The sequence below is a fragment of the Bacillus sp. AFS040349 genome (assembly GCF_002577655.1).
In the GTDB taxonomy this organism is placed as follows: domain Bacteria; phylum Bacillota; class Bacilli; order Bacillales; family Bacillaceae; genus Metabacillus.
Map to the genome: position 1 here is coordinate 1 of NZ_NUMC01000055.1, position 13191 is coordinate 13191.

General features: G+C 34.8%; 12 protein-coding genes. All 12 read left to right on the forward strand.

The features are described from left to right. The first annotated feature begins 42 nt into the window (after positions 1-42). The 12 genes from COD11_RS12880 (at position 43) to COD11_RS12935 (ending at position 13093) form a co-directional block, all read left to right on the forward strand. Positions 43-741, forward strand: a complete 699-nt coding sequence (locus tag COD11_RS12880; protein WP_098797312.1) for a P-loop NTPase family protein — start codon at positions 43-45, stop codon at positions 739-741. Then, positions 738-1610 (forward strand): hypothetical protein, encoded by an 873-nt coding sequence (locus COD11_RS12885; RefSeq protein WP_098797313.1) that lies wholly within the window; start codon positions 738-740, stop codon positions 1608-1610. Before COD11_RS12880 ends, COD11_RS12885 begins: the two co-directional genes overlap by 4 nt. 1 nt (position 1611) lies before the next feature. Then, positions 1612-3492 carry a P-loop NTPase family protein gene (locus tag COD11_RS12890; protein ID WP_176551073.1) on the forward strand — a complete coding sequence of 627 codons (1881 nt, stop codon included), beginning with the start codon at positions 1612-1614 and terminating at the stop codon, positions 3490-3492. Positions 3493-3499: 7 nt separating this feature from the next. Continuing rightward, entirely contained in the window at positions 3500-3808 is a 309-nt protein-coding gene (locus COD11_RS12895; protein ID WP_098797314.1) for a hypothetical protein, read from the forward strand. Further along, positions 3802-5859, forward strand: a complete 2058-nt coding sequence (locus COD11_RS12900; RefSeq protein ID WP_098797315.1) for a hypothetical protein — start codon at positions 3802-3804, stop codon at positions 5857-5859. The genes COD11_RS12895 and COD11_RS12900 overlap by 7 nt, the downstream gene beginning before the upstream one ends. A gap of 29 nt (positions 5860-5888) precedes the next feature. After that, positions 5889-6335 (forward strand): ABC transporter permease, encoded by a 447-nt coding sequence (locus tag COD11_RS12905; RefSeq protein ID WP_098797316.1) that lies wholly within the window; start codon positions 5889-5891, stop codon positions 6333-6335. 14 nt (positions 6336-6349) lie between these two features. After that, positions 6350-6739 (forward strand): hypothetical protein, encoded by a 390-nt coding sequence (locus COD11_RS12910; protein WP_098797317.1) that lies wholly within the window; start codon positions 6350-6352, stop codon positions 6737-6739. Positions 6740-6742: 3 nt separating this feature from the next. Next, positions 6743-7297, forward strand: a complete 555-nt coding sequence (locus COD11_RS12915; protein WP_098797318.1) for a hypothetical protein — start codon at positions 6743-6745, stop codon at positions 7295-7297. Then, positions 7284-8249, forward strand: coding sequence for a hypothetical protein (locus COD11_RS12920; protein ID WP_098797319.1), 966 nt, complete (start codon positions 7284-7286; stop codon positions 8247-8249). Before COD11_RS12915 ends, COD11_RS12920 begins: the two co-directional genes overlap by 14 nt. Positions 8250-8354: 105 nt before the next feature. Further along, complete coding sequence (locus COD11_RS12925; RefSeq protein ID WP_098797320.1) at positions 8355-8549, forward strand: hypothetical protein; 195 nt, start codon at positions 8355-8357, stop codon at positions 8547-8549. A gap of 40 nt (positions 8550-8589) precedes the next feature. Then, positions 8590-9576 (forward strand): hypothetical protein, encoded by a 987-nt coding sequence (locus COD11_RS12930; RefSeq protein ID WP_098797321.1) that lies wholly within the window; start codon positions 8590-8592, stop codon positions 9574-9576. Positions 9577-9586: 10 nt separating this feature from the next. Then, positions 9587-13093, forward strand: coding sequence for a DUF5704 domain-containing protein (locus COD11_RS12935; protein ID WP_098797322.1), 3507 nt, complete (start codon positions 9587-9589; stop codon positions 13091-13093). The last annotated feature ends 98 nt before the right edge of the window (positions 13094-13191 follow it).

Genomic DNA, 13191 nt, shown 5'->3' on the forward strand with positions numbered 1-13191 from the left:
AGAAGTTTTGACAATACGGAAACAAGTGAAGGGGAGTAACGTATGAAAAAGGTTTTGTTCCTGGGAACAAGAGATAAGAGCGACTTGGTATTATATGTTGCTCTTACACTCGCCCAAATTGGTTATAAAACAGCCGTTGTCGATTGTTCTAAGAAAAAACGATATTTACGGACCTATACGAATTACACTGATAAGAATGAACTGTATGATTTCTTCAACATTGACATTGCGGCAGCTAATAGCCCAAACGAGTTAGAGTCCATTATGAAACAATCAAACGAAAAATTAGAATCCTATGATTTTGTTTTAGTTGATATTGATAACCTTGATAGCAAGTCTAATTGGAGACCATTTGATAGACGTTACTATGTTGGAGATCACGACAAAATCAATTTAATTGATGATGGTGAGTTAGTGAACAGTTTCTTACAAGAAAATGAAAAAGAAGTGGAATTCAATAAGGTCACATATGAAGTACCGAGTGATGTTGATGAAGCATATTTAAATCAATTATTTAATCACAAGATCAAATGGACCGCTTCAAGTTATGAATTACCATTCGATGAAATGGATGCTGCGAATAAAATCAACATGCAATATAACATGGAACCAACATTTAAAAAGTTATCTAAAGATTATAAGAAGGTTATCACATCTATTGTCACTTCAATTGCTGGTAATCACGAAAAAGAAAGTAAGATCGCAATGAAAAAAATGGAGAAGGGAGATTTCGTCATATGAGTACAGTAGCATTTTGGTCGCCAGTCCATGGACAAGCGGGTAATACAGCAAACCTTATTGCAACTTCAAGCATGTTAGCAGTTGAGTATAGTAACCGAACAATGGTGACACAAACTCAACTCTCTCACTCAACATTAGAGGCAGCGTTCACCAAAAGCACCGGAAAGGGGGATTTACTTAATTTCTCTGATACAGGAATTGATGCACTAGAGAGGCTTGCAAGAAGTAAACGATTAACAGACGAAAAAGTATCAGATTACACAATATCTGTTATTAACGGCCGATTAGAACTATTGGTCGGTAGTTCGAAGCCAAGTAAGACGATGTATGAAAACATCGACAGTGTACTTGATACCATCTTCACTGTTTCTTCTAAGTTTTATGATTTTTGTATGGTCGATGTTCATTCAGGTACGCAAAACAAGATGACTCGAAGAGTCTTAGATGAAGCAGATTTAATTGTTGTAAATCTTAATCAAAATGTTCATGTCTTGGATCGTTTCTTTAATAAAGAAGATTGGCTTGAAGTATTAGATGAAAAACCATATGTAATTGTACTTTCGCAATATGACCCACATTCACATTATTCTGTTAAGAATATTCAAAGGAAGTATAAATGTAAGCAACCTATTCTAACGGTCCCTTACAACACTGCTTTTAGAGATGCTTGTAATAATCGTGATGTCGTGGAATTCTTCTTAAGAGCTTCAAAAGCAAAGAAAAATAACCCAAATCATTTCTTTGTTACAGAAGTGCAAAAATTAATTAAAGAAATTATGAAACAAACACAACAGCAAGTCATAGTAGATGAGGTTGAAGAACAAAGTAATGCTACGAAATTGAATTTACTTGAGACAGGGGCTTCTTAATATGTCGGCTGCCTTAAATCTAATTATCATCTTAGTTTTACTTATTCTCATAACAATTTTTCTAGTGATTAAATTAACTCAACGAAAAGATGTAGAGAAAAGAGTGAAGCAAAATCAAAAAAACTATGACATTGAAGAATTTTCAATACTAAAGATTGTTGAATATGTTAAAAATTCCTTGAATGAAATATCAAACTCTAATCTCCACGACCTTGGTCTTTCAGAACAAGAATACTTGCGAAGAAAGCGGAAGCGTACAGAGTTAGAGGACGCATTAAAAAGTTGTAATACAGGTAATGTGAATGACAAGTTGTATGTGAAAGAATTTATTGGAGATCTTTTAATTCAGTCTTACAACATTAATGAAGAAACTATAAACATTCCAATTCCCTTCTTAGATAAAAGTAAGTTATCACATCAAGATAAATTTGATATTCTCTTACATCTATATAAGAAAAAATATGATACAAAAGCATTATCAAAGCTGATCGATACGTACAATTTAGACAGGTTAAAGCCTGTAGAAAATGCAGACTCAGAAGGATATTACATCACAAAAAAAGAGATTGATACCATCTTTCAAAAAGAATACATCAAGAGCCTTAATTTTGACGACAAGCTTCAAATTGTTGTTCAACGTGTCTACTCGATTTACAAAGGATTCGGAGTTATTGATGACATTCGTGACCAAGTAATTGACGGAATTAGTGGAGGTGTTTCTGGATTACCTGAAACGATCCAATCTATTGAAGAAGAGGTTGAAGCATTAAATACACTTCAATCATCCCCTAGAACGGTGGATTCAGTTTGGATTATGTATAAGGGTAAAACGATTCATCTTTCATTCCTGTCTTTTGGTACGTTATCAGAACTGCGAAGAGTAACTCAGAACATTTATAAGTTTAATAACCCAGGTCAATTATCCGAATCTCGTCCATACATAGTTAATGAAATGGCTGATGGTTCACGTGTAGTAGTTGTTCGACCTAACTTTTCTGAATCATGGGCTTTCTTTATTCGTAAATTTGACTTACCAAACGCCTCTCTTGAAAGTATTGTTCAAGATGAAAACAGTGAGATCGTTATTAATCTATTAAGATTTCTAATGGCTGGTGCAAGAGTAACAGGAATTACTGGTCAACAGGGATCTGGTAAAACGACACTTCTCATGGCGTTGATTAAGTATATTAGTCCAACTCATAACTTACGTATTCAAGAATTGGCCTTTGAGCTACATCTGAGAAAAATATACTCTGGTCGAAACATTCTTTCTTTCCAAGAAACAGAACATGTTTCCGGTCAAGAGGGATTAGATTTACAGAAGAAAACAGATGGTTCCGTTAATATTCTCGGTGAGGTTGCTAGTCACGAGGTTGCAACTTGGATGATCCAAATGGCGCAGGTTGCTTCTGAATTTACAGTCTTTACTCACCATGCTAAGACATTTAAAAAATTAATTGAAGCATTGAGAAACTCTCTTCTAAAAACTGGAATGTTCTCAGATGAGAAGATTGCTGAAGAACAAGTAGTAAATGTTATTAACTTTGACGTTCACTTAATAAAAGATTCAAGTGGACACCGTTATATTGAACGAATCACTGAATGCATTCCATTGAACGATGAAGTTGATTATCCAATGGAATGGAGAGATAAAGAAACGAAGGAAGAGAAGTTAGACGCCATGATGGAAACCATGACTGAATACTTCAGACGCCGAACTGATCGTAAAGCTTACCAATACCGTAACATCATTGAGTATCGTGATGGTAAATACGTTGCTGTTAGCAAAATTAGTGATAACCAATTGACTGAAATGATGGAACGCATGACACCTAAACAAGCAAAAGAATTTGCAGAGTTTACTAGAAAGAACTGGGGGTAACGAGATTATGAATTTCCTAATAGTTTTCTTAATGATTGTTACTCTTGGAATTCTCATTCTTATATTAAAAGAACCCAGTATTCCACGTTTATTAAAAATTGTGTATGCTGCAGCTTTGTTACCAAACATTTTTGCTATACAAATTCGGCAATTAATTATTAGTAAACTACCTCATTTAGCACCATTTTATGAAAGTCAATTAGGTGGCACATTTATAGTAGTTATTTATGTTATTGCTTTTGTAGCAAGTTTAACGGTTCTGCTAGTCAGTAAAGGGATGAAGCCTGCAAGTATTGGGGGTGAAGAAGTTTGCTAATTGAATTAATATTAGCCCTTTCCGTTATAGGTTTTCTAGCTTTTCTCATACTTTACGTATATGTAAGTAGAAAAATGGAAGGACAAGAGAAACAAACAAACGTCTCATTATTACTCCCTAAAGAAAAAAGAGGATTTCGTTATAAGTTTAGTATTTTAGCTCAAAAATATTACCCTATATTCGTTAGAACACCAATATTAAGAGGATTAGTACGAAATGTAAGAGTACGCTTGGAAACAATTAATACCTATGATGAATACAAAATTCGTAGAGAAGTAATGAAGATCATCCTAATTGCTCTTAGTATTTCAGTTTTTATCCTATTGGTTTGTTCCTTGTTTAATCAGAGTATCTTGTACCTTTGTATTGTTCTTATAGCAGTAATATTTCTAAATGGTGTATTAATTGATATGTTTGTGCATCGTTTAGAGGACAGATTATTGAAACAATTTAAAGACTTTTTATCTGACGTAAGACACAGCTTTCAGCAATATAAAATGATAGATACAGCTATATATGAAGCAACAAAACAAGCTCAATACGAAATGAAATTACAAGGGGATCGAATCTATCAAATACTTGACTCTACTAACCCTCATGAAAAGTTGAGTGAATATGAAAGTGTGGCACCCAATCGTTTCTTAAAAGCTTTTGCAAGTATTTGTGTTCTGGTACTTGAAAAAGGAGATGTAAGAAATGCTGATGGCTCAGTCTTTCTAAACGGATTATCTGGTTTAACCCAGGAGTTAAACTATGAAATTCTTCATAGAGATCGATTGTCACAGATCTTTAAGGGATTAAGCGTCGTTACAGTTATTCCAATTATTTTCACTTTACCTATTCGACACTGGGCCGTTACTTATTTTCCTTCCATGATAGCTTTTTATGATAGTCGAATCGGACTTATATCACAATTGATTTTATACTTTGTGATTATCACCGCTTATGTACTGATTAGAAAAATGAGAGAAGTCAATGAAGCGAAATACACAGCCCGAATAAAAAGAAAACTCTTAAGTGAAAGGCTCTATAATATCAAACCAATTACATATGTGGTTGATGCTTTTACACCTAAGTATTATCAAAAGGATTATTTTAAGTTAACTCGTTTAATTAAACAGGCAAATTCACCTACAACGCTAGAGTGGCTTACAACTCAGAGGATCATGGTATCTATTCTTACGTTTCTTTTTATCGTAGGTGCTTTCATATTTAGTAGCTACTCTATAAGCCAACATGCTTTATATAGCCCAACAACAGATGTTTTAATGGGGAAATTGACTGAAGAGGAAAGAATAGCAGCTGAACAAAGAACAGATTTTGATCGTGAAGTAATACTTCATTTTAAGGGGGTGAAAGACAGGACATACGAAGATATCGTTACATATGTGACAGAACATCTCGAAAGTGAAAGTGGACAAGCTTCTGAGATTACTGTAACAGCTGATAGGATATATCAAAAATTGAAAACTGTTGAATCGTCATATTTTAAATGGTGGGAACTAATAATCGCGGTTCTCGGTACCGTTATTGCATACTATTCTCCAGTCTGGTTACTTCATTTCCAAGCATTCTTGAGAAAAATGGATATGGAAGAGGAAGTAAATCAATTTTATACCATCATCTCTGTTGTCTCACACTTTGAAAGTGTATCTGCACAAAATGTACTAGAGTGGATGGAACGCTTTGCGGTTATCTTTAAAGAGCCCCTAAAAAAGTGTCTATTAAACTATGATAGTGGACCTGATGAAGCTCTTGAAGAACTAAAAGAGGATGTATCTTTTCTTCCTTTCTCAAGATTAGTAGACCGCTTAACTTTAGCAGTTCAACGAATATCTGTGAAAGATTCCTTCGATGATATTGATTTAGAAAAACAATTTTATGTAGAACAAAGAAATCGTTATAACGAAAATGTTCTAAACAACAAAAAAACGTGGGGCGAAATAATATCGTTTGCCTCAATCCACACGTTAATCTTTTTATACTTAGTTATTCCAATGCTGTATATCAGTATTACGAATGCAGCAAACATGATGAAGCAATTTCTATAAAAATACTATTCTAATGGAGAGTGAAACAAATGACTGAAACACCACAAAAAGCACTTTTACTAGGTGCGGCATTATTTATCACAATCGCTTTAATCACTTTGGGGGTTGTCGTCTATAATACTGCATCTGATGGAGCTAAGACAGCAAATAAAGAGTTTAGTTCAATCCAAACTGAGCTTTCAGAGCAAACATTCTTAGTCTATGACAATACGGATATTAGTGGATCACAAGTAATTAATGCTATTCGTAAATTTGATGATGATGAACTTGGTATTAAAGTAACGACTGGTAAAGGAACAGCATGGTACAACTATGATGCTACTAATCCAGATACATTAACTACAGCTTCAGGTGCAATTGCTAATACATCAATTGAAACGAACAATGCTTATATTAATCCAAGCGGTAAATTTGCTGCTAAAATCATTCGTGATAGTAACGATGTTATTCGTGCCATTCAATTTACACAACAATAATATAGGAGATTCATATGGAAGTTATCCTGAAATTCCTAACACTTATGGTAGCTGCGTTCATGACATTGGGCGCAGTCTCCCTTTCTTTTGAATCAAATCATTTAATAGATCAAGCATATGAGAAGCAAAGAGAACTTCAAGAAAACCCTTCTCTAATAGAAAAATTAACAATACCTGAAGAGACAATCATAAACGGTTCTGAAATCGTAAATAAGCTTTATATGTATTACGGTCAAAATCTTCAAATTACGATTGATACTCAGACTTATGATATGGCAAATGATGATATTACTGAAGATGACTTTGCATTAATCATTGATGTAGTAGCAACCTATCAAGAAACTATTGAACGAGATACCGAAGGTAAATTAACTAAAATAACGTATACGAAAGAGGTGCTTTAAAGAATGGTAGATGCTATATCAAAAACGGTTGCTTTTTTACTAGCTATTGTATTGTTGTTTCTTGTACCTCTTTCGTTTAATTTTGAACGAGAAGATGAACTAGCAAGCCTAACCGCTCAAAATGCGGTAACTAAATTTGTAGATTCTGTTCGTAACAAAGGCTATATTTCTCCAACCATGTACAATCAATTCACCCAAGAATTACAGAAAATCGGCTATACATATGACATTGAAATAACACATGAAAAGAAAACCTATTTTCCTGTTTATACAGATCCAAGTGATCCGAATAGTTTTACAGGTGAATATATGACAGATTATCAAAACTATTATTCTGCTCAAATACTACCTATTTTATTTCCAGATAATACACTTCCGATAGATGATGATAGTAGACTATACAAATTAACTACTGGAGATTTTTTTAAGGTGGAAGTGAAAAATACTAATCGAACTAATTCAACCATTCTTCGAGATTTTCTAACCGGAGGGAATACAGGAAATCCAGTTGTGATTCATATTCCGTATGGAGGTATGGTTCATAATGAAGATTACTAATTTTGCGATTATCTTTATTTTAATACTTGGTCCATTTTGGTTTTCATTGCAAGTAAAGGGTAATCAAATTGAAAAATCAGACCAGTTATCTAATCGTTATGACCAAGCTCTAACTATTTCAGTTGATGATGCTGCCAAATCACTTTTAACAAATGTTAAACAAGACTTTGAGAGTGGATATGGTTCTGACAAAAATACAAGTGCAAACAGAACGGAAGCTTTTAATACGTTCTTTAAAACATTGTCTCTGAATTTTAATGTTGAAAATCCCAATGGTCTAGGGGTATTGCAAGCTTATATCCCTGTTATGGCCATTGTTGATTATAAAGGTATTTATATCTATGCGATGGACGAATACAAAAATGCCGAAAACGTATTGATTCGTGAACATGTTGAAATGCCAATGAAGCCATATGTGTATAAAGATGATCAAGGGAATATGATTTCTTTTACCCTCGATGACTATGTTATTGCATATGATAAAGCCCAAGACAAATGGAATGAAGGTTTTAGAGAGGAAATTAAAGATTCCCTTTCAATCCCCTTACTACAAAATGCTGAACTCTTTGAAAATGTGAGAAGAACTACGATCCTAAATGTAGTGCAAGATGAAATTGAGTATTATATCAATCGTCATAACACTTATGCGAAAAGACTTGGTGTTACCTATCGTTTTACCATGCCTGTATTGAGTGGCGAAGATTGGCAAAACACCATAGATGATATTGGTGTGATCTCATTTGTTCAAGGATACCCGCTTGGTGGGGGAGATACCTATAATAACTATGCTCTTGGTGGCAGTCGTATCATTAAACAGCATGATTATTACGGAACAGTGATTGACGGTATTAAGTATTATTATCGTGATGATGAAGGGTATTCTTACCCTGTTGATGAAGTTTTTCCTAACGAAAAAGAAGCGGTGAAAAAAGGTTATTTTCCACTAGATTAAGATATAATTGATTCCATAAATTAACTTGGTAATACTTTACATAATGTTATAATGATGTTATAATAACATTAATATAACATTAAAATGTTTAGAAAGGGGATTTCTATGGATGAAAAAACCAAACGACTTCAACTTTATCTTCCTGAAAGTGTGAAAAGTGATTTAGAAGATATGGCGAAGGAAACTGGTCTTAGTCAGAATCAACTAGCAGTCTTAGCTTTGCAGAGCTTGTTAGCAAACTATAAGTTAAATGGAACTAATATCTTTGCAAAACTATTAGATGTTGGAAAAGAAAAATAACCTATAAAAAAACGTTTCGTAAACGAAAGGAGAGAGGGACATGAAAAACACATTATCAAAGGTAGCTTTATCCGCAATGTTAGTTGGTAGTAGTTTTGCGCCGCTTACAGTAACAAATGAAGTGTCTGCTGCAAGTGTACAATCTTTACCTAAACAAGAAGCAAAAGAAGTATGGGTAGAGGGACCACATGTTGACGAATTAGGCAGAGAATATCCAAATATAAAAGATTATAATGTTGGATTTCAAACAAAAAGTGCAGAGAAAGGTACATTGATACTCGAAGTCCGACGTAACCAGTTTTGTGCTGGATGTTGGGAGAATTATCGTATTACAAATAGTAATATAATTGCTGATTATTCAAAAGTTCCAGTAGGTGTGAACGGAAATAAGGCAAGAACAGCAACTTCTGCTTCTTTAACAGATCTAATAAATACAAATTCTAAAGAGGACTATTATGTAAGATTAGTAGGCCATATTAATACTATTACTGCAAATCAAACTTATTATCTTAATATGATGGGGGCAGACGATCCCGATTCATATAACTTTAAAGCTTATTTTTATCCGAACATTGACCTAACTAAAATGTCAAAGTCTGATAGAAATCAATATGTTGTTAACGGAAAAGATACTCTAGAGTTAATACCAAAGTCTAATGTTACTCATATCGGTAGAGTTCTTATTAAAGGAACAAACCAAGTATTGTATAACCCGCAGGGAAAAGTACATCGGATACTTCGACAAAACGAAGGCTTACGTGTTTATGAAGTTCAAAATGACCGATACCAAGTTGGTGGAGGCTATTATGTAATGAAGAGTAAAGATACTTTGTATTATTATGGTCATATTTATAGTAATGAAAAAGGTTATAAATATATGGCTATATATAATCCTAGTAATGAACTTTTTAAGAACTTTGAGCCAATGCAAACTTCTAGAGTTTATGGAATAACAGAAAGAGGGTTATATAACGTAGGTGGAGGTTATTATGTCATTCCTGCAAGTCATATATCCTTAGAAAGATAAGGTGGGGTGTATGTTAAAAAAGATTGTATTGATTGCGTTTCTATTTTCTATGTTCCTACAGACATTTCCTGTAGGAACTCCATTTGGTATACCAGAAGCAAAAGCTTATGATTTTTCAAGTTTTGGAAATCCTCCAAAAAGTAGGTCTTATTCTAACAATCCAGATGGTACGACATACTGGGTAAATTATTATGAACTTCTTACTCCGGAAAACACGAGTGACCCCTATGGAAAAGTGCAAGCAAGTGGTCCTCACTGGCAAGAAAGTACTGATACATGGGAGAGTCTTGCTAATGGCGCTAGAGCTTACAAAGATCAAGTTTGGAATCAAGTATGGGCATGGGAAAATCAACCAATCCCAGCTGGTGGAAAGATTATTAAGCAAAGGGATATTACATGGACAAATGGTTTAGCATCTAGTATTCAGACGTCATTTCAAGAAATCCTTAATGAAAATCCTGGATATAAAATTAAAGAAGGTTTTGTTTATCCTGTACATTACGAGCGGACTTACCCTGTTTCCGCTGCGGATGCACTTTGGAAAATGGCTGAGGATGAACGAGACGGACAATCTGAGCTAGATAGTCAAATTGATTATGATTTTTCTAACATAAGAGATATTGATAAACCTTATGGTAATGGTACCAGATCAACATTATGGGATTCTAAAGCCTTATATTTTCGAACACCACCTTTTGAGAGAAATGGTACAACCTATTCATTTAACACGATTGAGGATGTATTTAAACCAATCAATAATGATACTCCTTGGTTAACTGGTCCAGGTTTTTGGTCAAACTGGGCAATTAAAGAAAAAGACGCAAGTAAAGGTCTTATATACTGGGCAGAAGAAGCAATGAAAGATGATTCAAAAGGGTTTTGGGGGAGAGCACACCCAGTACTTTATACACCAGGAAATGATCCTTACATGCGGAATATGTTTGGACATCATTGGACTATGTACAAAAGTGAGGTTAACACAAGTACGGGGTATTGGTATTTCCACTGGCATTCTATGGTGAACGATGGTAACGACTTTAAAGTTGAAGCTATCTTGGAGCCGGACGATATCTGTACAACAAATCCATCCGACCCTAGTTGTGGAGGAGGTGGCGGTGGCGGTGGCGGAATGTGTAGCCCAGTTATATCTCCACCATCTGCTGGAACAAGGCAACAAGCAACCAAAATGGAACCAAACACGTCTGGTGTCATAAAATCAGATTCACGTGGAAACGAGCAATTTAATGTACTACAAGGCATTCCAACAAGTGAGTCCTTGTACGCAAATGCTTTTTCTAAAGAGTACCTTTTCCAAAATACATTTACTCAAATGCGTGGAAATGTGACTTATACGGTTACTGTGAAAAAGACCTATAATTTGACGTGGACAGAGGAAACATCGGGACCTCCTGATGCAGATGGTAATCCAACTGTTGTTAAAACACCTAAAAGTGATACACAAGTTGTCGAAAAGAAATATACTGTTGTTCGTCCATATTCTTATTGGCAGATTGATAACTTAGAAGTATATGGGTTACAAAATGCTACTATGTCAAACTATGCATTACCAAGTGGCTCTATTACGATGTCACCTAGCGGATATACGGCTCCAAGTGTCATTGCAAACAATAGCGATAATGTAAATGATCATGTATATCCAGCAGAATGTAATAATGTTGATTTAGGTAGCCAAGGCTTAAATGGTGGAACATCAAGACCATCTGTACCAAGTGAAAACTGGCAATCTAATGCAGAAGGTGCAGTAGGTAAAAACGATGTAAAAAACGATAAAGTGACATTTAAAGGTTCTACCATCATGAATGATGCTAAAACGGTTGAGAACGGTCCAACACCGACGACTATTCCAGATTCGCCAATGTCGAATCAAAACGTATTCTATCGTTCAGGTATGGTCATAAGTAATTCTCTCTTAAATAGAGCCAATACTCCAAGTAGCGGTAATGTTAATTACAACCTTATAAAAGGAATAAAGGGAGGATCACCTAAGACTTATCCGATCAACGGAATTAACACTGTCACCGTTCATACACCAACTGTTATATATGCAAATGTTTCAAATGACTCAGCTCATAACCAAAGAACAAATCCTGATCCAGTTAGAAAGGCTGTTATACTTGATCGTCCATTTACGATTATGATGCCAACAAATGGACAACATTTGAATATTCAAGGTTATGGAAACCGAGATTATGCTAAATACATTAATCGTAAGCGGGTTCGTTTTCCGTTTGATGTTTACCATTATACCGGTGGAACACAAGGAACTTTCGTTCCTGCGAATACTTGGATTGATATTCCTGTAAGTGAGTTATCTTCCGCTTTTTATACACCTGTATGGGTTGATGAAGGTAGTTATGATGTTTTATTCCGAACATTTGCTATTAACTCTCCTACAAGTGGCTTTACAACACAAGCGGATGCTAATACAAATCTAGCAAACCATGTAGCAACTGATGTTATCCCTATTGATGTAATCGGGCGAGTCTTTGATTTCAGAGTCACAGACATTGCAGATTACAATTGGGAGAATGTATTTAGAGTAAGTGAAGGAAACTATCGTCACACAGGTAACTATTATTGGGTACAAGATAAAGGCATTGATGGTGACCTAAGAGGGAATACCGCTCCTTATCTATTACCAATCACTCCTGGTAGTCACCCAGATTACAAGAATGTGAGTGTGAAAACTGGTTACCACTTCAAATTCGACCTGAAAACAAAAGGAAATATGTTTAATCAAGGAGACGGTATTCGTATCACTCCAACATTCTATTTTGTTAATAAAGATGGTTCGAATAGAAGAGAAGTAGATTTATATTATAAAAACGAAAATGAAAGCTTTGTTCAAATCGGTAGTGCTCAAGATCAAGAAAAACGTTACGTGAAATTAGTAGACCGATTAAGAAATGTACCAGAGAATGAAATAGCTGCTGCTGCTGATTATGCATTTGACCACTATTCAGGAGTAACAGCAACAATAAAAAATCGTTATATCCAAGATTATCTTAAAGATGCTAACGATAAAACGTATATTGGGCAATATTCATGGATGATTTTGCCTTCTACATTAAAAACTCACATTGGACCAAGCTCAATTCCTCCAAGTGCTAGTGTAGATCAACAACGTGCAGTAGCTTCTATCCATCAATGGTATGGAGAATATAGCTTACCTGCAGCTGTATACACAGTTCCAAAGGGAACAAATTTAGCGGAAGTCGGACGTATGGAACCATTAACAGATAAGTCACCTGTATTCTTAAAAGATGGTTATATAATTGTTAACTTCAATATTGAAACGATTAAAAACCAAGATACTTCTAATCCATTCTTACAGTACATTCATGCACCATTAGCAAACCAATGGAAAATAGAAGGATACCAGAATAACAGGATTGATCCATACGGAAATAACTTCTCACTTCTAGATGGAGATGTAGTATTCTACCATGGGGATTTGAGTAGCTATGATGACTTTGGGTCTAGCGTGACACATTAAAATGATTTAACACATAAAATAGCCCCGTTTTAAAGAGAGAGCCATGGACGGCTAAAAAATCTTTAAAATGGGGCTATCATTCTATTAAAAAGGTGATA